A 20,235-nucleotide genomic window follows, 5' to 3' on the forward strand; every position below is an offset into this window, starting at 1 on the left:
CTCCTTATGCTTTGGCAGCAGGTTTTTGTTCAGATTGTTCTTTTGCATCATCCGCTTTTTGCGCTGCACCAGGTTGTTGGGCAGTGGGTTGTGCAGCACCCTGTGGTGCAGCAGCTTGAGGCTGGTAAGGTTTAGCCACGACCTGTTGTTCCGGTTTTACTTTCGCAATACCATCTACAATCACTTTATCACCCGGCTTCAAACCTTCAGTCACGATCCAGTTTTGGCCTTGTGTACCCGCAGTAGTGACTGGGCGTGGGATTACCTTATTATCAGCACCCACTAACATCGCCATAGCTTGACCGGTAGGCGTACGTGTTAATGCTGCCTGAGGAATCAGGTAAGCATTTGGTACTTCACCCTGAACGATTTGCGCAGTAGCAAACATACCTGGTAGCAACAGGTGATTCTTGTTCGGGAATACTGCACGCAGTGTCACTGTACCAGTTTCTGGATTCACGCTGGCATCAGAGAATGCTAAACGGCCTTCAACCGGATAGATGCTGCCATCTTCCAGTTTTAACTTCACACGTGTGTTATTAGAGCTGTTCAGGTCACCTTTACTCAACTGCTGACGCAGACGCAGCAATTCCGCGCTTGACTGATTAATATCTACATAGATTGGATCCAGACGCTGAATGGTTACCAGCGGCTCTGGCTGGTTTGCAGTTACCAGCGCACCTGCAGTGATTGAAGAACGGTTAGTCTGACCAGAAATTGGCGCACGTACAGTTGAATAGCCTAAGTTAATTTGAGCATTACGCAATGTTGCACGGTTCGCATTCAAATCAGCTTCAGCCAGTTTAACCTGCGCTACAATGTCATCATATTCCTGCTTGGAAATCGCGTTAGTACCAACCAGTTGACGGTAACGACCTTCTTTAACACGTAACACGCCCAGATTTGCCTCAGCACGTGCAATTGCTGCACGAGCATTGTCCACTGTGGCACGGTTAGTACTAGAGTCGATTTCATACAGCGCCTGACCTTCACGGACATAGCTGCCTTCGCTGAATAAGCGTTTTAGCACGACACCAGTCGCCTGTGGACGTACTTCTGAAATCTCAAATGCTGTTGTGCGACCTGAGAGTTCAACAGACTGCTCAACGCTTTGTGGCTGTGCAACCAGCACACCAACTTCAGTCGGTGGCATTTGCTGTTGAGCACCAGCTTGCTGGCCCTCTTTAGGATCTTTGCTACAGCCAACAAGCGCGATACTTGTTGCTAATGCGCAAGCAGTCAGGGCAGGTGCCCAAAGCTTTGCAGACATCATTGTTCCACCTCGATTAGATTTTTATCTAAATTTTTTATTTGTAACTTATTGTATTTAAAAAATTAAATACAATGACAAGATCCAAATAAAACTTATACTCCGGTCGGCGATTACTTCTGGAGGAAACTATATTCACCAAAGGTTTTTTAAAATTCTTATGCCCATCACACCATCAGTTTATGAGGAAGATATTGCTGGCTGATGTAAATCACCAAACGTCATAACTGGAATGGGCAATCTGTATTGTTCAATTTATGAAACATCCAGAAGGCCATACTGAGGCAATCAGAATTTTAAGTCGCCATTTGAGAATAAATCCTCCAAGAATTCCGATACATATAAAATTAAGTTTGCATACTTTATATACCAAACTGGGGCAATACACCAGCAGATGGTTAAAAGTAATACAAATGGCATGCCATATAGGCACCTTATGGCTGCGGTCATTTAATACAGACAGATCTCTGTGCAGTACTTTATTTATTCAGCAATCAGCAAATCAAACTTGCTATAAACTGAATCAAGATGAACGAACACACTGAAAATCAAATAAAAAAACCGATAAAAAGCAACAAGTAGGGCATGCCAGATATCCTTGTTCTTTCTAACCGACATGATACCGGTTAACCGTCTGTCCTGAAGTGTACTTGTCAGTACACTTTTTTTCAAGTGTGCGTAATTTATACAAAATCCATATTTTTATTAGGTAATTCTGTTGATAAATCAACAAGAATTGTCTCAGTTTCAACCTTTGCTGTTTGTATGATTTTCGTCAATATCAACATCTTGCTTTGGTGGCCAGAAGAAATCGCTCGGTCGAGTCAGGAAATGGGTCATGACTAGTTTCGCCAGTGGTTTCCATTGTTCGAAACGCACCCGACGCGCACGTAATGCCACAATAATGGTCAGACTAAAACTGACAAACAGGTTAGTCAGACCAATCAGTAGAACACCTAGAAACGAAACCACCACCAGGCCGATATCAGGCCCATTAATATTTATTAGTCCTTGAATAAAGTTGGCCGAAGCAAAAGCAATATGACGAATATCCAGCGGCATACCGAGAATAAAACCAATGGTGCCCATACTGCCGAGCATGATCCCGAAAATAAAGTTACCCCCCAAGGCTCCCAAATTACGTTCCATATATTCGGAAAATTTGTTTAAGCGCTCTTGTCCCATCAGGTTAGCCAGACGAGCATGCGCTTTCAGACGTGGTCCGACCTTACGATATACCGCCATATTGTCAAAATAACCTGCGAGCAGGCCAGACAGGAACAGGCAAACCCCGGCAATTGCAGCATGTGGAATCGCAAGTGAAGTAAACGGATTCAGGTCATGTAAGGTCTTGGCCGCTTTGGCATGATTCATTAAAGGTTCATGAAGGGCAGCATCCCACATAAAGGTCAGCAAGGCAGCAACGGGTATGGCAATCGAAATATTTCCCAGAATTGCTACGAACTGGGTCCGAATGATATTCACAATCAGTGCAGCCAGTTCAGCGATCTGGGCGGTTTTTGAACCCTTACGCTGTTGTACGGTAGAAGCCAGTGCAGCTGCGGTCATCGCGGGCTGTTTGGTCGCTACAGTGAAATGCAGTACATGGATGAGCATAAAGCCCAGTGAATAATTCATACTGTAGCTAAAAGCTTGCATGAGCGGTGCCATGGTGACACGTGCCATGAGTATCTTCAGGGTAGCCATAGTGGCAATAATGACCCCGGCACCCGCTGCGGCCTTATACATGGCCAGGAAGCCCTGCTTGTCGGTACTTACATAATGCTCTCCAGTTTTGGAAGCATTCTCAGTCACCTGTAAAGCCAGTAATTCGCTGTTGGTCGCCAGCAGGGAGCGGACACTACGTTCACTATAAAGTGCTTCAGTAATATCTACCAGAAAATACCCCATAGACTGATAACGCAACTGGTCATCATCCATGATCATATTCAGCAGAATTTCAATCCGTTCCAGACATTGTTCCAGCAGGGCCAGCATGTAGGTCAAACTGACACTTACGCCAATGCGTTTGGTGGAGCGGCGAATTTTCGCGACGACATCATGACATTGCTCAAGCATCACCATTGCCTGAGAAGCGTCTGGTGGCAGGATTGAATCCACCAGTTCTACATTGTTAAAGCGCTTTTTATATTCCTGAATAAATTCATTGATCTCACGGTTCTGAATCAGAAAAGGCGATTCATATTCCATCAGTTCAGGCTGAGCATTGATAAATTCAGGATGCAGGGCAATACCACTGACGCGATATGACAGGATAGTCAGTGCCTTGATCAGTTCATCTTTAATCCGGGTTTTTTCAGGCTGATTAGAATGACCCTGATTCATCACGCTAAACAGTCGCAGCCAGTCTTCATCGGCCAGATAGTCGAGCCAATAGCGGTCACTGCGTTCATGAAATACCCGACGCATCAGTTCCTGCAGGCTTTTGTCATCCGGAATCATGGGCAGAATATGTGCACCAATACGCTGATTGAGCTGATTCCAGAAACCGTCCAAGGATAAAATACCTGTATCAGAAAACAGGCTGGTCTGTTTGTAGCGGTTAATCACGCGCAGCACAAAGGTCTGCAGGGTAGAAACCGCATTGGGGGTGATCAGTAAGGACTGTAAAAATGCCTGAAATTTTTCTTCGATTTCTTCGGTATTCTTGCTGTCTATTGGTCGTATACGATTCACGAGTTCAATTAACAGGTTTTCATCCAGCTTTGCCTGAGGCTGCTCAAGCTGTTGCTGCATGCCGTGGAAAATATCGAGAAACTTAATATGCATAGGCGAGGTGGGTATCTATTGGATGCGATGAAGCGCAAGTTTAGCCAGGTTAATCAGCGCCTGACGGTATTCAGAATCCGGCAATAGATCCAGTGCAGCGATCGCAGCTTCGGTTTCTTCAGTCGCACGCTGACGGCAGTAATCCAGAGCACCGGATGCATTGACAATATGAATCACCTGTTCAAGGTGGTCAGTACCGCCCGTTGCAATGCTCTTACGCACAACCTCGAAGTCATTCCCAGAGGTATTCTTCAGTGCCGCAATCAATGGCAAGGTCGGTTTACCTTCCATCAGGTCATCCCCGATATTCTTGCCCAGTGTTTCTGCATCTGAGGTGTAATCCAGAATATCGTCAATGATCTGGAATGCATTTCCAAAGTGACCGGCAAAAGTTCGTAGCGGGGCACGGAACTCTTCTTTACCAGTCAGGATGGCAGCACCTTCAGTCGCCAGTTCAAATAGGCGAGAAGTTTTACCATGAATAATATTTAAATACGTTTCTTCAGTTGTTTCAGGCTGATGTTGCGATTGCAACTGCAATACTTCACCCTCGGCAATTTCACAGGTACCAGTTGAGAAGTCCTTGAGTAAGACCATATTGTTCAGATCAACCAGCAGGTCAAAGGCACGTGAGATCAGGAAGTCACCGACCAATACGGCAGTCTGGTTATTCCAGGTCGCATTCGCAGTTGGACGGCCACGGCGCAGGCCAGATTCATCCACGACGTCATCATGTACCAGCGTTGCGGTATGTAGCATTTCAATGATCGCTGCGAGTTTACGATGCTGATCCAGATCATCTGCGCCACAGGCTTTGGCTGCCAGTAAACACATAATCGGGCGCATACGCTTGCCACCTGCTTCAACCACATGTTTGCTCACTGCCATGACTAAGGCAACTTTTGAAGTAATCCCCTCATTAATAAATGTGTCCATCGCAGCAAAGTCATGTGCCACAGGAGCGAGAATATCTTGCTTAAAGTCGATGGTCATGTGAAAGGAAACCTCTAGTTTGGTAAATCTCAAGTCGGTAGTTTAACAATTTATAACATCCATGAAACATAAGAAACGTACAAACTCCACTAAAAATCAGTTTTTTATGATGAATATAATCCATCCAGCCTGATTCTGGTGGCTGACTGTACTCTATCGATTTACCTTTACGGATCATGTACTCCGAAATTTGTGGCTCAGTATACTACTCAAAAATAACCGTCCGGCTCTGTTGATTTTTGTAGCAAAAAATTGCATGAGTGTCTGATTTTACTAAAATTAGTATAATCTCAAAGAGATGGATAAATGTATTCATCAATATTTCTATAAAATGGCTTGTTGTTTATACGAATATCCCTTAAAATCTTTGCCCTTGTATAACCCCCAGTGGCGTACGTTTTAAGACCGGTATATCCCTTTATCGGCACGACGACACGGGCATATTTGGAGTACATTATGTACGCAGTAATCCAAAGCGGTGGTAAACAGCACCGTGTAGTTGAGGGTGAAACCCTTAAAGTTGAATTATTGAAAGCTGAAACTGGCGCAACTGTTACTTTTGATGACGTGTTGATGCTTGTAAACGGTGAAAGCATTCAAATCGGTGCTCCAGTGGTAGCTGGCGCTAAAGTAACTGCAGAAGTAGTTAGCCATGGTCGTCACGACAAAATCCGCATCATCAAAATGCGTCGTCGTAAGCACTACCGTAAACAACAAGGTCACCGTCAATGGTTTACCGAGTTGAAAATTACTAGCATTTCAGGCTAATTACTAGGAGTAATGAGACATGGCAACTAAAAAAGCCGGTGGTTCGACTAAGAACGGTCGTGATTCGAATCCTAAGATGTTAGGTGTTAAAGTTTACGGTGGTCAAACTGTAACTGCAGGTAACATCATCGTTCGTCAACGTGGTACTGAATTCCACGCTGGTGTTAACGTAGGTATGGGCCGTGACCATACTTTATTTGCTACTGCTGATGGCGTAGTAAAATTCGAAGTGAAAGGCCAGTTCGGTCGTCGCTACGTATCTGTTGAAGCATAATCTGCGACAATAGAAAAAACCCACAGATTCTGTGGGTTTTTTTATGCTTGAAGATTGACGAGTCAGTCTGAAACATATGGCTGAAGAATAAACGGTGATCTTCATCATGATGAACAAAAGCAGGGATTTTGCATTAATAACAATACAAAACTTCTTATTTTCTATCATCTTAGTTTTTGAAATTCGTTTAAGATGAGCCATTAGATAAATAGCGATATGCAAATACAAAAAGGTGAGATTATGAATATGCTTCGTAAAAATGTATGTGCCATAACAATCGGTGCGGCAACACTGGCTCCTGTCATGAGCACGACTGTATTTGCCGCAACTGCAGCGACGGAGCAGCAAGCCACTGCCAATCTGGTGAAGCAGCTCAGTAATATCCGTAGCTTAACGGCAAACTTTGAGCAAACCACCAAGATTACCAATCCGAAAGCAACTCAGAAAAAAGGTTTGAGCGCCCAGCACATGAACCAGACCTTTAAAGGTGTGATGAAAGTGCAGCGTCCGGGTAAATTCTATTGGGAAACTACAGCACCTTCGAAACAGACAATTGCTACCACAGGAAAAACTGTCTGGATCTATGACCCAGACTTGCAGCAAGCCGTTCGTCAGAGCCTGGATGAACAAGTCTCCAATACACCAGCATTATTGCTCTCTGGAAATACCAACCAGATCATGCAGTCTTATCGTGTGACACAGCCAAACAAAGGCAAGACCTATTACAAGCTGTATCCAAAGGCAAGTGATGGTGTGTTTGAAAGCCTGACGATTAGCTTTGGCGCTAACAAGGCACCGAGTCTGATGATTCTGGAAGATTCATTGGGTCAAACTACCTATATCAACTTTAGCAATGTGAAAGTGAATGCCAGCATTCCGGCATCTACCTTTAATTTCACACCGCCTAAAGGAACGGACATTATTGATCAATAAGCATCAATATCAGCAAAATAAAAAAGCAACCTTCGGGTTGCTTTTTATTTGCCAATAATAGAAATGGATTTGGAGACATTACAAGGTTTGCCTATATCTGGAGATTCAGGCGTTTTAGAATAAACAAAATTCAAGTCAATTAAATTATTAAATTTCAGGTGCTTAGGATGAAAATGACTTCATTTAAAACCGGCTGGATCAGCTGTATTTTATGTTTAAATGTGGGGTTGTTTGCCTGTCAGCCTCAAACGTCTTCAGTCAATGCATCTGCGCAAACAGAAGAAGCAGGGCAAATACAATCCAAAACCATTCCAGTGAAAGGTGTTAATCAGGTCGTGTGCGAAGTAGAGAGTTGTGTGCGCTTTGATCTGCAAACTGTAGATACCAATATAGCTTGGATTGACCAGTATTTTATAGAGCGTATCCAGCGTACCGAGCCAGTTGCCTTTAACAAAGTAAGCAGTGATAAAATCAAAGCAAAGGATCAGTCAAAATCTTTTGAGCAGCGTTCCATTCAGATCAGTTACCTGAATCAGCATGGTCATCTGGTGACTTTTATATTCAAAACTGCTCATCAGCCTAGACGTGCAGCACAGCCACAATCTCATACTGAATACGTCAATCTGGACCTTAAGCAAAAGAAACGTCTGGCTCTTTATCAAATTATGCTGGGCAATACTGAAGAAAAGTTAAAACAAAGCTTGTATCAAGAAAACAAAGACTGGTTGGATCGTGCCCAAGTAACATCAAAGCAATTGGAATTAAGTGATAATTATTATTTTGACAGTCAAGGCTTGGTACTGATTTATCCAGCAGGTGAGTTGAGCAAGTCCACAAGTGTGATGGTAGAATTAAAAGTACCTTATACGGCATTAAACGGGATCATCCGACCTGAATATTTATCCATTTTGCCAAAAACAACCCCTTAAATATTGTGCTAATAAGGCGCAGCCATTCACCAGGTCACTGTATTTTTTGCCGTTAAGAGCTTACACTATAGCCAGTTTTTTTCTTATCTAAAGATTGGCTATGATCGACCCGAAATTACTCAGAAATAATATTGAGGCTGTAAATTTAGCCTTGGCAAAACGTGGTGTTCAACTGAATGTCGAGGAGTGGGCATCACTTGAAGCTCGCCGTAAAGAAATTCAGTCCAAAACTGAATCGCTACAAGCTGAGCGTAATGCGGGTGCGAAACAAGTTGGCCAAATCAAAAAAGCCGGTGGCGATGCGTCTGAAATCATGGCACGCATGTCTGCAATTGGCGATGAAATTAAAGCAGCAGAAGCAGCACTGGCTGAATTGCAAGCTGAACTGGAAGAAAAATCCCTGTCTATTCCAAACTTGCCAGATGAATCTGTTCCTGAAGGTAAAGATGAAAATGACAATGTGGAAGTCCTGAAATGGGGTACACCACGCGAATTTGATTTTGAAATCAAAGACCATACTGACCTGGGCGAAATGATGGGCGGTCTGGAATTTGAAACTGCGACCAAACTGACTGGTTCACGGTTTAGCGTTCTGAAAGGTCCTTTAGCGCGTCTGCAACGTGCGATTACCCAGTTCATGCTGGATACCCATACTCTGAAAAATGGCTATACCGAAGCCTATGTTCCTTATTTGGTGAATGCAGACTCTTTACGTGGGACTGGTCAATTACCAAAATTTGAAGAAGATCTGTTTAAGCTGCAAGGCGAGAAAGAATTCTACTTGATTCCAACAGCTGAAGTACCTGTAACCAACTTCGTGCGTGATGAAATCATCGATGCTGACCGTCTACCACTGAAATATGCAGCACATACCCCATGTTTTCGTAGTGAAGCTGGCTCTTATGGCCGTGATACCCGTGGTTTGATCCGTCAGCACCAGTTCGATAAAGTTGAGATGGTTCAGATTGTAAAACCTGAAGACTCTATGCAGGCACTGGAAGAGTTAACTGGTCATGCAGAAGGTATTTTGCAGGCATTAGGTCTGCCATACCGTAAAATCATTCTGTGTGGCGGTGATATGGGCTTTGGTGCATGCAAAACTTATGACCTTGAAGTCTGGGTGCCAAGTCAAAATACGTATCGTGAGATTTCATCTTGCTCAAATATGTGGGATTTCCAGGCACGCCGTATGAAAGCGCGTTACCGTGCTGACCAGAAAAAAACTGAATTCGTACATACGCTGAATGGTTCAGGTCTGGCTGTAGGTCGTACTTTACTGGCAGTCATGGAAAACTATCAACGTGCTGATGGTTCAATTGAGATCCCTGAAGTACTGCGTCCGTATATGGGTGGTACAACTTACATCGACTAAATGTCGGTGTATGCACCAAAATGTGCATGAAAATTGCTTAGACAGTCAGATTTAAAACTTTTTGAGGCATTTTGTGGATATCTTTCCAATCTCGTTAAAGTTGCAACAGCAACCTTGTCTGATTGTCGGTGGTGGACATATTGCATACCGTAAAGCGGTATTGCTACAGAAAGCAGGGGCAGTCATTTCGGTGATTGCACCTGAGATCGAAGCGAGTCTGCTTGAGATTGTTCAAGCGACCGCCGGTCAATATGTTCAGGCACCTTTCAATTCTGAAATTCCTCTACGTTCCTACCGTCTGGTGATTGCAGCGACCAATGATGCTGGAGTCAACCGTCAGGTGTTTGAAGACTGTGAAGCTGAAAATGTGCTGGTCAACAGTGTTGATGATCCGCCGCATTGCCGTTTTATGGTACCGGCGATTATCGACCGCTCACCACTGATTATTTCAGTAGCCAGCAACGGTACTTCACCAGTATTGTCTCGTCAGATCCGCACCCAGCTTGAAGCTACCATTCCGCATGGTATGGGTAAACTGGCTGAGTTCTCTGGTAAGTGGCGTAGTGCAGTTAAAGCCAAGATCACTAATCCCGATGAACGCCGTATCTTCTGGGAAGACTTGTACGCTAGTCCTTTGAAAGAACAGGTGTTTAATGACAATCTGGCTGAAGCTGACCGTCTGATTGAACAAGCCTTGAATGAATGGCAAAAGCCAAAAGGTGAAGTTTATCTGGTCGGTGCCGGACCGGGTGATCCAGAGTTATTGACGCTAAAAGCCTTACGCTTGATGCAACAAGCCGATGTGGTGATCTATGACCGTCTGGTTTCTGCACCGATTATGGATCTCTGTCGCCGTGATGCAGAGAAGATCTATGTCGGTAAGGCGAGGTCTAATCATGCGGTGCCACAAGAAGGAATTAATGCCTTACTGGTAAAATATGCCAGTGAAGGTAAGCGTGTCTGTCGTCTGAAAGGCGGTGATCCGTTTATCTTTGGTCGTGGCGGTGAAGAGATTGAAGAGCTGTTTGCTGCGGGCGTAGCTTTCCAGGTTGTTCCAGGTATTACTGCTGCGTCTGGCTGCTCAGCCTATGCTGGTATTCCATTAACTCACCGTGATTATGCGCAAAGCGTGCGTTTCCTGACAGGCCATTTAAAAGAGGGTTCACCAGAGCTGCCTTGGAATGAACTGGTCTATGAAAACCAGACACTGGTACTGTATATGGGACTGGTTGGACTGGAAAAAATCTGTGCACAATTGATTGAGCATGGTCAGCGTCCAGATATGCCAGTAGCCCTAGTCTCAAAAGGCACCACACCAGAGCAAAAAGTCGTGGTGGGAACGCTCCAAGATATTGCATCGAAAGTGAATGAGCACCATATTCAGGCACCAACTTTGACTATTATTGGTGAAGTGGTGCGTTTACGTGAAAAATTGAAGTGGTCCTAAATGGCCACTGAACTCCCAAAAGTAGAGAAAAGCTGTGATCCATGTTGTTTTATATGAACCTGAAATTCCTGCCAATACAGGTAATATTATTCGCCTATGCGCAAATACGGGAGCACAGTTGCATTTAGTCAAGCCGCTGGGCTTTGAACTGGATGACAAAAAGCTAAAACGTGCTGGTCTGGATTATCACGAATATGCCAATATGCAAATCTGGGAAAATATTGAAGAATGTTTGGCAGACTTAGCTTCTCAAGGCATTGGTGCAGATGCGGTCTATCCATTGACGACTAAAGGTTCTGAAACCCCACATACTTCAGACTTAAATCGTCCTGTGGCTTTGTTGATGGGGCCGGAAACACGTGGTCTGCCAGAAAATGTGCGTATGATGTTCCCGAAAGAACACTGGATCCGTCTGCCAATGGCTGAAAATTCGCGTAGTCTGAACCTGTCTAATGCGACAGCAGTGATTGTGTACGAAGCCTGGCGTCAGCAGGGGTTTAAAACGCTTTAATTAGTATTCTTTCTTTTAAGAAGCTGCCAATTGGCGGCTTTTTTTGATTTGTGTAACAAGGCTTGTGCAGTGGTTGGTCATTGGGCTTATCTTCGGTATAAATAATTTGAGAACACAAAAAAAGGAAAAAAACTTGAATAAGGGGTGGATCACAGCGAGTTGTGCGGTTTTATTAATGTTTAGTGGAGCAAGCCAGGCACAGCCAGAACCACAACAGCCAGTAGAAGAGGTAAAACCGCTTACTCAGGAGGAAATCAGGCAGGGTATGGCAGAGATGCAGCAGCAACTGAATGAGCGTATTGAAGCTTGGGGTAAAACCCTTAGCAAAGATGATTTTGAATGGAGTTGGCGCGGACGGATTCTGAATCAACTAAAACGTCAGGAAGTGTGTAATATCTTCCAGGGTGTGGTGAATGAAACCTATCATCTGGCTGTACAGAACAAGGCGCGTTTGAGTCCTGAAAGTCAGGAGGTTTTAAAAAATCGTAATCTATTTATCGAACGGCTTGGTTATAAAGACAATATTGTTGATACCCGCATGGGCTTTAACTGTCGTCTAAAATGATTTTGAACTGAACTAAAAAATAAACACGTCAGAACTAAAAAAGGCGCATCAAGCGCCTTTTTTATTTGAATAAGAAGGATATTATTTATCATCAAATTCATTGTGCTGAGGAGCAGGGTGCTTGAAGCCTTTGGTCTTATAACCCAGGTACAAGATACCGCCAAATGCCCAGATCAGACCGTATTTAAGCGAAGCTTCGTCGACTTCTAGCCATAATGCAAACACTGAAATGAAGCCAAGTAAGGGAACGACGACAAAATTCATGATCTCTTTGGCACTCTTCGTGCGGCCATCACGCAGTGCATAACGTGAAATCACCGACAAGTTGACGAAACTGAATGCAGTTAACGCACCAAAGCTGATCAGTGACACGACAAAGTCAAGATCCATGAAACCAGCAGTTAAAGCAACTGCACCAGCGATCAGGATATTGTATGACGGTGTGTAGTTTTTCGGACTAATGTGACCAAAGATTTTTTTGTTAATTACGCCATCACGACCCATTACGTACATCAGACGAGACACACCCGCATGCGCTGAAATACCGGAAGCCATAACTGTCACAATCGCAAAGTAAAGTACCACTGTCTTAAATGCCACACCACCTACTGCTTGTAAAATATCAGGCTGTGTTGCAGCGATATCTTCAAAGTAGGTTTTTGGATCATTCGGGAAGAAGATCTGCATGAAGTAAGTACTGATGATGAAAATGATACCCGCTATTAATGCAGTCAAGAAAATCGCTTTAGGCAAAGTTTTTTCAGTATCTTTGGTTTCTTCAGCCAGTGAACTTAAAGAGTCAAAACCTGTAAAAGAAAAGCACAGTAAGGTTGCACCGGTAATCAAGGCAGCAACAGAGGTAAACTCATTCCAGAATGGCTCTAAACTCCATAATTGATACTTTGCATCGACTAATGTGCCGTCTGCATTTACACCACCTTCCAGAAGTTGGTAAACCATCCAGGTGAAGTATGCAATGACGCCCAACTGTACAAATACAATCATACTGTTGAAGTTGGCAACAAATTTTGCACCGCGGAGGTTAATCGCAGTCATGAACGCTGTTAAACCAATGACCCAGACCCAATGATTCATATCTGGGAAAAGTGCTTCCAGATAAATCACCGCCAGAATGATATTGACCATTGGCGATAACAGGTAATCCAGCAAGGATGACCAACCCACCATGAAACCTACGTTCGGGTGGATGGATTTTTGCGCATAGGTATAGGCCGAACCCGAAGAAGGGTAGCGACGAATCATATGACCATAGCTCAAGGAGGTTAACAAAATTGCAATCAGTGCAAAAATGTAAGAGGTAGGAACGTGGAAGTTACTTTCTTCAGATACCAGACCAAATGTATCAAACAAGGTCATGGGTTGAATATAAGCTAAACCAATAATAATGATGTGCCAGAGTCCTAGCGTTTTTTGCAGTTTAGCTGCCGATTGAGTCCCAGAGATATTAGTCAACGGCGTTATCCTCTTAATCGTTGATCAAGGATCAGTCATATTGAATAAGGATCGTTTGAGACGAACGATCCCCCCTACAGTTTTCTATAAAAGTCCGCCAATCTACTTGAAAAGAACGGCTTTTGCTAGCTATTTTTTTGACTTTTGTCCTGCATAAAATGTGCCATTCAAAAAAAGAAATCGAATTTTTTCTTATGCAAGATAAAAGCCTGATGCTTAAAAAAACATCAGGCTAGAATTTCGGCTATATTGGCTTATTTTTCAGTAATTACCAAGCCTTTTTTAAGATGGTTTTCAAATCTTCCAGGGTGGCTTCTTTCGGGTTATAAATGATGGAACCATCATTCAGGGCTTTCTCTGCCACTTCATCGAGCTGGGCTTCAGAAACCTTACCTGTTTCACTTAATGTACGTGGTAATTTAGTCAGGGCATAAATACGGTCACGCATCGCCTGAATGGTTGCAATCGCTTTATCGGCACGCAGATGCCCCGGGGTCTGTGCATAAATATCAGGGCCAGCCAGTGGGAGAAGCAGCTCTGCAATCTTGCCACCATTCACTTCCTTGTTGTATTCCAGGACATAAGGCAGGAACAGGTTCATACATAGTCCATGTGGCAAGTGAGCCACCGCACCGAGCGCATGACCGAGTGAATGCACCAGACCAACCATCGAGTTCGAGAAAGCGATCCCAGCCATGGTAGAAGCTTGTGCCAGTTCCAGACGACCTTGAGCATCAGACGGATTATCCAGCACCTTAAACAGATTCTCACTGACTTTCTTCACTGCTGCTGTGGCATAAGCATCTGAAATCGGATTGGCTGCCATACAGGTATAGGCTTCGACCGCATGGGTCATCGCGTCCATTGCAGTCATTGCGGTTAAATGCGGTGGCAAAGTCTGGGTCATACGTGGATCAAGAATCGCAGCATGCGGCATCAGATAATAAGATGCGAACGGCATTTTCAGGTTCTTTTCAGTATCCGATACCACTGCAACCATGGTTACTTCAGAACCTGTTCCAGACGTGGTTGGAATCACGAAAAATGGTTTTAAGGGCTTTGGTAGGTTATGTGCGCCAGAATATTTAAGCAAGTCATCGCCACCTTCAGAGACCAGAATGTTGGTCGCTTTTGAGGTATCGATAACTGAACCGCCCCCGATGGCAATAATCGCATCGCAGTTATTGTCACGATATAGTTGTGCAGCACGACGTACTGTACCTAAGCTCGAATCGGGTGGGACATCATCAAAAATCGCTGCAATCTCTGCATCCGTCGATTCAAAAGCAGCTTCAATCGGTGCAAGCAGATTATTGGCACGTACGCCTTTATCGGTAATGATGAGTGGACGTTTGGCACCTAATGTCGAGAGTTCAAACGGAATATGTTCGAGCGCAGCATGACCGGCAATCACCTTGACTGGACAGAAAAATTCATAATAAGGCTTGGTCATGTTAGGCACTCCGTTTCAAATAAGATTGAGCAATTTTTAAATAGATGCTGCTTGCTTCAGTTAATTTTTCTTTCAGGCTGAGATTACTTGGATATTCTTTGACAGCCAGTTGTGCCACCATTTTCGGCAAAATCAAGGCTTCCATTTTATTCAGACAACGCACCAGACGAATAGCATAAGAGATATCACCATCGGCAATCATGCGGTCATGGGCAAAGGCCTGTGAGGTACTTTCCTGGAATGAAAAGACCAAAAAGGCATGATGCAGATGCTTAAAAGTGATCGTAAGGTCAGGCACAGTGTCCATAGATTTCACGAGTTCAAGTTGCTTCTCTTCAGTAACCCGGGCAATAAATGCCGGGCCGTGGGGGAAGACTTTCATGGAAAGACTGAAATTCGCCGGAAACTGGGCAACTTCCTTTTTGATTTCTTCATCGACCTGGCTTGCCATGACTAAGCCTCTGCCAATCACATCCATCATGAGTTTGACATAGGCCTGTTGCAAAGCAGGTTTAACGGATTTAGTTGCAATCACGTGATGATCCCTACCTGGAATATTATTTGTTTAGAGTAATTACTCTAATTTATTTATTGTTGAAATGCAAAGGCTTTATCTTTGCTCGACGCTAACGTCCTTAAAGTAACCGCTGCTGGTTAAAGTTTCAATAATTTCGACACACAAGTCAGCAAATTTTGGCGGGTTGTTGACCAAGTCGTTAATGCGGACCATTTCCAGTCCTGCATAGCCACATGGATTGATGGTATGGAAACCTGTCAGGTCACAGTCAATATTCAAGGAAAGACCATGATAGCTGCGACCTTTACGGATTTTAAAGCCGAGGGAACCAATCTTGCGTTCATTGACATAGACACCGGGTGCATCCGGTTTGGCATAGGCTTCAATATTATGCTTCTTGAGTAGCTCAATCATCAGGTTTTCGGCATAGGACACCAGCGTACGGACATTCCAGCCAAGACGGTTCAGGTCAAACATAAAATACGCCACCAGCTGGCCCGGACCATGCCAGGTGACTTGACCACCACGATCGGTCTGAATTACCGGAATATTGGATGACATCAGAATATGTTCCGGCTTACCCGCTTGCCCTTGAGTCAGGACATCATGGTGCTGCAAAATCCACAACTCATCCGGGGTGTTTTCATCACGGTTTTCAGTCAGGGCTTTCATTTCCAGAAAGCGGTTTTCATAGGGAGTCAGGTCATTATATTGACGAATAATCAGGCAGGGTTTTTGAACCGCATCAGTCACAGTGTGCGTCCTTGGAAAGATTAAAAAATACTGCTAATAATTATAATGATTTCAGCGGCAGATAGGGGAGTGATTGCTCGTCATTGTCTACAGTAAATTCATAAGCATAAAAAAACACGCCCATAAGCGTGTTTTTTTATGTACCTGGCATGAAGCAAAATCAGGTTTAAAGCGCAGTTTTGATCAGCGGACAAGCGGCTAAGTCGGCATAGACCGCATGAACCTGTTCCAGTTCTAGAAAACGGAGCTGTGCAGTGATCGAATGATATTTACCTGTACGTGAGGGCGTAACGGTCATTTTACTGCCATCAAATTCAGGAAAATGCTTTACAAAGATCTCATTTACGGCCTGATGCAACTCAATACCAGCAAGGCCAATCAGTTTGATCGGATAGTCCATCGGGAACACCCAGAGATGTTCCTGTAATTCGCGAGAAGGTGTACGGTCTAACATGGTAGTCCCCTTATTTGAAACGCCTGCAATCATGCAGGCGTTTGGGTCTGTCTTGGCTAGTTAAAATGGAGACCCTGAAGCAAATTTCAAGTCTCCAGAACAAGCATCAAATCTTAATCATTCTCAAGGAATGAACGCAGGTGTTCAGAACGGGAAGGATGACGCAGCTTACGTAAGGCTTTCGCTTCAATCTGACGGATACGTTCACGGGTTACGTCGAACTGCTTACCTACTTCTTCCAAAGTATGGTCAGTTGGCATGTCGATACCAAAACGCATTTTCAAGACTTTCGCTTCACGTTCAGTCAGGTTTTCCAGTACTTCACGTGTCGCTTCTTTCAGGCCTTCTGACGTTGCCGCATCCACAGGAGAGGTGATGTTGCTGTCTTCAATGAAGTCACCCAAATGCGAATCTTCATCATCACCGATCGGTGTTTCCATCGAAATAGGTTCTTTGGCGATTTTCAGTACTTTACGAACCTTCACTTCGTCCATTTCCAGACGTTCGCCCAGTTCTTCCGGAGTAGGTTCACGACCCATTTCCTGAAGCAATTGACGAGATACACGGTTGATCTTGTTAATAGTTTCAATCATGTGTACTGGAATACGGATAGTACGTGCCTGGTCCGCGATTGAACGGGTAATCGCCTGACGAATCCACCAGGTTGCATAAGTCGAGAACTTGTAACCACGACGGTATTCAAACTTGTCTACGGCTTTCATCAGACCGATATTGCCTTCCTGAATCAGATCCAGGAACTGCAAGCCACGGTTGGTGTATTTCTTCGCAATCGAAATGACCAGACGTAAGTTCGCTTCAACCATTTCTTTCTTGGCACGGCGCGCTTTCGCTTCACCCACTGCCATACGTTTGGCGATGTCTTTGATGTCACGAACTTTCAGGTCAAGTTCTTTTTCAATGTCCGCAATCTTTTGCTGGAATGCTAGCACGTCAGGACGTACTTTTTCCAGATAAGCTTTTTGATCAGCAGGCGCTTTTGCAATTTGCTCATCTAACCAGGCTGGATTAGATTCCTGACCCGGAAAAGAAGTACGGAACTGGGTACGGTCCATGCGGCCACGACGGACTGCATAACGCATTACTTCACGTTCTGCACTACGGATCTGGTCGTGGGTACCACGAATCATTTCTGAAATGATATCGAACAGGCGCGGTGTGAACTTAAACATCATGAACACAGTAGCTAAAGCTTGCAGTGCTTCTTCTGCTTCTTTGCTGTTGCGGCCATGCTTTTCAATGACAGCCTTGGTATTTTTCCATGCATCTGAAAGTTCAGCAAAACGAACTTTAGCGATTTCTGGATCTGGACCTGAATCACCTTCAGAATCGTCATCACTGTCAGACTCTTCTTCATCTTCCTCATCATCCAGTTTTACATCTTTGGTTGACTTGGTAGTTGCTTCTTCATCTTCTTCGATGTCAGCGACTTCTTCCAGCACTTCTGGAATATCATCATCAGTTTCAGGGTCTAAATAACCTGAAAGCAGGTCGGCCAGGCGACGTTCGCCAGCTTCATAATCTTTGTATTCTTGTAGTACAACTTCTACGGCATTTGGCCAGTAAGCAATGGAGTGAAGAACGTCACGGATCCCTTCTTCAATACGTTTTGCAATGCTGATTTCGCCTTCACGCGTTAAAAGTTCAACAGTACCCATTTCACGCATATACATACGTACTGGGTCAGTTGTACGACCTGGCTCATTTTCTACAGATGCAAGTACTGCTGCAGCTTCTTCTTCTGCAACTTCATCGGCAGCTTCTGCAGTATCCTCAAACATCGCATCATCAGATTCAGGCGCGCGATCATGTACCGGAATGCCGACGTCATTCAACATCTGAATGATATCTTCAATCTGTTCACTTTCTGTGATTGAGTCCGGGAGATGATCGTTAACCTCAGCGAAGGTTAAATAACCTTGTTCTTTGCCTCGGCTAATCAGAGCCGCTACTTGCGAAGTAGGGGAAGTCATATCGCTCATCTTTGCTTACTCTTCGTTGAATCTGTGACAGTAAAAAATCGTACAACTCTGCACGACTTAAGCTCATTAAATTTAGTGAATAGCCTACATATTTCATCAGATTATTCAGCATCGAGGCTGTCTGACAAAATATTTAAAATGAAATTCAGTAATTTAAGATGGGGATGAATTTGTTATTTTCAAGTCCAGCCCCGGCGTATCTGTATCTGACCAAAAATATAATAGTCAAAAAATATAAGGACGCAGGGTGGATTATATCATGCCATACAATTTACTTGGAAAAAAAGCCCTAATTACAATTTTAAGATACTAAAATTTAAATAAAACTTGACAAGTATTTTTAGGCAAGATAAATAGCGCCTAGGACCCTTTACATTTTTCACAATGAGGTAGTTTTAGTGTCTTCTACAGATTTTGAACTAGATGATAACTACGGTGATGATGATGTTAGCTTCGATGAGGCTTCCAGCAAGCTCAGCGCAAAAGAGTCGTTGGAAAAACGTCGTTTGATTGATGACCTGTTGACTCAACGCCGCCTCGAGCGCGAACTCAAAGATTTTGACTATGACTTCGACGATGACGATGACTTCGACGACGAAGATTAAGCAATTCGGATTTAGCATGGCCTGAATAAATGCTATGCTAGGCCTTTCGGAATTTCTAAGTTTGGATATTAGATGAGTGCTTTAGATTTAGACCTGTTGAGTGACTATCTGGATGGCGACCAAAATGAGTATGGTCTGGATTTTGCGGCAACTCACGGTTTCCTGTGTGCAATTGCAGTAGGTCCGCAGTTTGACAGATGGCTGGATGAGCTTTTTGATAACAATCAGAAAAAAGTTCCAGCAGCAATCATCGAACAGGTTAAAGTATGGCTGGAATCTATCCGTCAAAGCTTGGCCAATGAAGAAGGCATCACTTTCCCGTTTGAAATCGAGGAAGCGGATACCGAATCAAGTCTTGGTGACTGGAGTGTGGGCTTTGTTGATGCCATGTTCCTGAACGAAGAAGCATGGTTTGCAGAAGAATTTGAAGAACAGCTGGTGGATTTAACCCTGCCAATCATGGTCTTCAGTGGGATTGATGAAGAAGACCCACAAATGGAAACTTTCCGTCGTAACGGCCAGTTAATGGACGAGCTTGCGGAAGAAATTCCAGAAAACCTGAATGAATTGTATCTGATGTATCATACACCAGATTAATTCTCCCAAATGAAAAAGCACCTTCGGGTGCTTTTTTCATATTTGCTTTTTTTATATCTGTAATTTTAAGCTAAGCAGTTATTCCTTGGCCTGTTTTTTTGCTTCCAAACCTTTAAGAGCGCTTTTACTCATCCAGCCGAAACATAAGGCAAGGACAACATATTGAATCGCCAAGCCTAGCAGCAATACGCTTATCCAGATGCCAAAAGATAAAGATTCCAGCATACTGAGGATAATTTCCCGTTGTTCTGCAATACCCAATATTGATAAGGATAAGATCAAGCCAATGAGTACGCTAATGCCTAGACACCCCCAAATTAACTGTTTTTTCTCTATAGCACTTGGTAGACGCTGTTGATCCTGAACAAATTTGATCGCTGCCGCTGCCCCTGCACCGAATAATGCCGGGATGGCAGTGCTGCTGCCAGGCAAATCGATAAACATATTTAAACCAGCGACAATCAGAATCGCGACCAGATAAACTATAGTGAAATAGCCAAAATATTTTTTAATCATCATTTTTATCTCGAA

20 protein-coding genes are annotated in these 20,235 nt (G+C 43.9%); 10 read left to right on the forward strand and 10 right to left on the reverse strand.

What is annotated here, in order from left to right; translation table 11 throughout:
* Nucleotides 1-4: 4 nt before the first annotated feature.
* The 3 genes from ACS72_RS13445 to sdsA all read right to left on the reverse strand — a co-directional run bounded on the left by ACS72_RS13445 (nucleotide 5) and on the right by sdsA (nucleotide 5,053).
* Nucleotides 5-1,273: an efflux RND transporter periplasmic adaptor subunit gene (locus tag ACS72_RS13445; RefSeq protein ID WP_048882388.1), complete on the reverse strand. Its 1,269-nt coding sequence runs from the start codon at nucleotides 1,271-1,273 to the stop codon at nucleotides 5-7.
* A gap of 744 nt (nucleotides 1,274-2,017) precedes the next feature.
* Nucleotides 2,018-4,060: a site-specific recombinase gene (locus ACS72_RS13450; protein WP_048882389.1), complete on the reverse strand. Its 2,043-nt coding sequence runs from the start codon at nucleotides 4,058-4,060 to the stop codon at nucleotides 2,018-2,020.
* Nucleotides 4,061-4,075: 15 nt separating this feature from the next.
* Entirely contained in the window at nucleotides 4,076-5,053 is a 978-nt protein-coding gene (gene sdsA / locus ACS72_RS13455) for an All-trans-nonaprenyl-diphosphate synthase (protein WP_048882390.1), read from the reverse strand.
* 456 nt (nucleotides 5,054-5,509) lie between these two features.
* Here sdsA and rplU point away from each other — a divergent pair, with 456 nt between their 5' ends.
* The 8 genes from rplU to ACS72_RS13495 all read left to right on the forward strand — a co-directional run bounded on the left by rplU (nucleotide 5,510) and on the right by ACS72_RS13495 (nucleotide 11,852).
* Nucleotides 5,510-5,821 carry a 50S ribosomal protein L21 gene (gene rplU / locus ACS72_RS13460; protein WP_004814860.1) on the forward strand — a complete coding sequence of 104 codons (312 nt, stop codon included), beginning with the start codon at nucleotides 5,510-5,512 and terminating at the stop codon, nucleotides 5,819-5,821.
* 19 nt (nucleotides 5,822-5,840) lie between these two features.
* Entirely contained in the window at nucleotides 5,841-6,095 is a 255-nt protein-coding gene (rpmA, locus tag ACS72_RS13465; RefSeq protein ID WP_004814861.1) for a 50S ribosomal protein L27, read from the forward strand.
* 240 nt (nucleotides 6,096-6,335) lie between these two features.
* Nucleotides 6,336-7,028, forward strand: a complete 693-nt coding sequence (gene lolA / locus ACS72_RS13470; RefSeq protein ID WP_048882391.1) for an outer membrane lipoprotein chaperone LolA — start codon at nucleotides 6,336-6,338, stop codon at nucleotides 7,026-7,028.
* A gap of 167 nt (nucleotides 7,029-7,195) precedes the next feature.
* On the forward strand, nucleotides 7,196-7,957 hold the full coding sequence (locus tag ACS72_RS13475) for a DUF3298 domain-containing protein (RefSeq protein WP_034593111.1): 762 nt from the start codon (nucleotides 7,196-7,198) through the stop codon (nucleotides 7,955-7,957).
* A 100-nt stretch (nucleotides 7,958-8,057) separates the two neighbouring features.
* Nucleotides 8,058-9,329, forward strand: a complete 1,272-nt coding sequence (serS, locus tag ACS72_RS13480; RefSeq protein ID WP_008307578.1) for a serine--tRNA ligase — start codon at nucleotides 8,058-8,060, stop codon at nucleotides 9,327-9,329.
* 73 nt (nucleotides 9,330-9,402) lie between these two features.
* Complete coding sequence (cysG, locus tag ACS72_RS13485) at nucleotides 9,403-10,776, forward strand: siroheme synthase CysG (protein ID WP_008307579.1); 1,374 nt, start codon at nucleotides 9,403-9,405, stop codon at nucleotides 10,774-10,776.
* A 34-nt stretch (nucleotides 10,777-10,810) separates the two neighbouring features.
* A complete protein-coding gene (locus ACS72_RS13490; protein WP_004814872.1) occupies nucleotides 10,811-11,287 on the forward strand; it encodes a tRNA (cytidine(34)-2'-O)-methyltransferase in 477 nt (158 codons plus the stop codon).
* A 175-nt stretch (nucleotides 11,288-11,462) separates the two neighbouring features.
* A complete protein-coding gene (locus ACS72_RS13495) occupies nucleotides 11,463-11,852 on the forward strand; it encodes a hypothetical protein (protein ID WP_008307582.1) in 390 nt (129 codons plus the stop codon).
* Nucleotides 11,853-11,933: 81 nt separating this feature from the next.
* Here the strand turns inward: ACS72_RS13495 and ACS72_RS13500 are convergent, their stop codons facing one another.
* From ACS72_RS13500 to rpoD, 6 genes are all read right to left on the reverse strand, one after another.
* On the reverse strand, nucleotides 11,934-13,325 hold the full coding sequence (locus ACS72_RS13500) for an APC family permease (protein ID WP_004814876.1): 1,392 nt from the start codon (nucleotides 13,323-13,325) through the stop codon (nucleotides 11,934-11,936).
* A 268-nt stretch (nucleotides 13,326-13,593) separates the two neighbouring features.
* Nucleotides 13,594-14,778, reverse strand: a complete 1,185-nt coding sequence (locus tag ACS72_RS13505; RefSeq protein ID WP_004814878.1) for an iron-containing alcohol dehydrogenase — start codon at nucleotides 14,776-14,778, stop codon at nucleotides 13,594-13,596.
* A 1-nt stretch (nucleotide 14,779) separates the two neighbouring features.
* Nucleotides 14,780-15,313: a hypothetical protein gene (locus tag ACS72_RS13510; protein ID WP_004891919.1), complete on the reverse strand. Its 534-nt coding sequence runs from the start codon at nucleotides 15,311-15,313 to the stop codon at nucleotides 14,780-14,782.
* 75 nt (nucleotides 15,314-15,388) lie between these two features.
* Complete coding sequence (gene lipB / locus ACS72_RS13515) at nucleotides 15,389-16,048, reverse strand: lipoyl(octanoyl) transferase LipB (RefSeq protein ID WP_004814882.1); 660 nt, start codon at nucleotides 16,046-16,048, stop codon at nucleotides 15,389-15,391.
* Between the two features lie 166 nt (nucleotides 16,049-16,214).
* Nucleotides 16,215-16,502 carry a YbeD family protein gene (locus tag ACS72_RS13520; protein WP_004814884.1) on the reverse strand — a complete coding sequence of 96 codons (288 nt, stop codon included), beginning with the start codon at nucleotides 16,500-16,502 and terminating at the stop codon, nucleotides 16,215-16,217.
* 113 nt (nucleotides 16,503-16,615) lie between these two features.
* The gene (gene rpoD, locus ACS72_RS13525; protein WP_004891926.1) at nucleotides 16,616-18,502 is read right to left on the reverse strand and encodes an RNA polymerase sigma factor RpoD; all 1,887 of its coding nucleotides are present in this window, start codon (nucleotides 18,500-18,502) and stop codon (nucleotides 16,616-16,618) included.
* A 398-nt stretch (nucleotides 18,503-18,900) separates the two neighbouring features.
* On the opposite strand from rpoD, the gene ACS72_RS13530 reads away from it, so the two are divergent.
* Both ACS72_RS13530 and ACS72_RS13535 read left to right on the forward strand, forming a co-directional pair.
* Nucleotides 18,901-19,107 (forward strand): PA3496 family putative envelope integrity protein, encoded by a 207-nt coding sequence (locus tag ACS72_RS13530; RefSeq protein ID WP_004814888.1) that lies wholly within the window; start codon nucleotides 18,901-18,903, stop codon nucleotides 19,105-19,107.
* 72 nt (nucleotides 19,108-19,179) lie between these two features.
* The gene (locus ACS72_RS13535; RefSeq protein WP_004814890.1) at nucleotides 19,180-19,704 is read left to right on the forward strand and encodes a YecA family protein; all 525 of its coding nucleotides are present in this window, start codon (nucleotides 19,180-19,182) and stop codon (nucleotides 19,702-19,704) included.
* Between the two features lie 78 nt (nucleotides 19,705-19,782).
* Here the strand turns inward: ACS72_RS13535 and ACS72_RS13540 are convergent, their stop codons facing one another.
* The gene (locus ACS72_RS13540) at nucleotides 19,783-20,223 is read right to left on the reverse strand and encodes an ABZJ_00895 family protein (protein WP_048882392.1); all 441 of its coding nucleotides are present in this window, start codon (nucleotides 20,221-20,223) and stop codon (nucleotides 19,783-19,785) included.
* Nucleotides 20,224-20,235: the final 12 nt, after the last annotated feature.

It is taken from the genome of Acinetobacter sp. VT 511 (assembly GCF_001077515.1).
In the GTDB taxonomy this organism is placed as follows: Bacteria; Pseudomonadota; Gammaproteobacteria; order Pseudomonadales; family Moraxellaceae; genus Acinetobacter; species Acinetobacter schindleri.

Coding starts and splice junctions, on each gene's coding strand:
- ACS72_RS13445 (WP_048882388.1), bottom strand. CDS start 1,273: ATGATGTCTGCAAAGCTTTGGGCACCTGCCCTGACTGCTTGCGCATTA.
- ACS72_RS13450 (WP_048882389.1), bottom strand. CDS start 4,060: ATGCATATTAAGTTTCTCGATATTTTCCACGGCATGCAGCAACAGCTT.
- sdsA (WP_048882390.1), bottom strand. CDS start 5,053: ATGACCATCGACTTTAAGCAAGATATTCTCGCTCCTGTGGCACATGAC.
- rplU (WP_004814860.1), top strand. CDS start 5,510: ATGTACGCAGTAATCCAAAGCGGTGGTAAACAGCACCGTGTAGTTGAG.
- rpmA (WP_004814861.1), top strand. CDS start 5,841: ATGGCAACTAAAAAAGCCGGTGGTTCGACTAAGAACGGTCGTGATTCG.
- lolA (WP_048882391.1), top strand. CDS start 6,336: ATGAATATGCTTCGTAAAAATGTATGTGCCATAACAATCGGTGCGGCA.
- ACS72_RS13475 (WP_034593111.1), top strand. CDS start 7,196: ATGAAAATGACTTCATTTAAAACCGGCTGGATCAGCTGTATTTTATGT.
- serS (WP_008307578.1), top strand. CDS start 8,058: ATGATCGACCCGAAATTACTCAGAAATAATATTGAGGCTGTAAATTTA.
- ACS72_RS13495 (WP_008307582.1), top strand. CDS start 11,463: ATGTTTAGTGGAGCAAGCCAGGCACAGCCAGAACCACAACAGCCAGTA.
- ACS72_RS13505 (WP_004814878.1), bottom strand. CDS start 14,778: ATGACCAAGCCTTATTATGAATTTTTCTGTCCAGTCAAGGTGATTGCC.
- ACS72_RS13520 (WP_004814884.1), bottom strand. CDS start 16,502: ATGTTAGACCGTACACCTTCTCGCGAATTACAGGAACATCTCTGGGTG.
- rpoD (WP_004891926.1), bottom strand. CDS start 18,502: ATGAGCGATATGACTTCCCCTACTTCGCAAGTAGCGGCTCTGATTAGC.
- ACS72_RS13535 (WP_004814890.1), top strand. CDS start 19,180: ATGAGTGCTTTAGATTTAGACCTGTTGAGTGACTATCTGGATGGCGAC.
- ACS72_RS13540 (WP_048882392.1), bottom strand. CDS start 20,223: ATGATGATTAAAAAATATTTTGGCTATTTCACTATAGTTTATCTGGTC.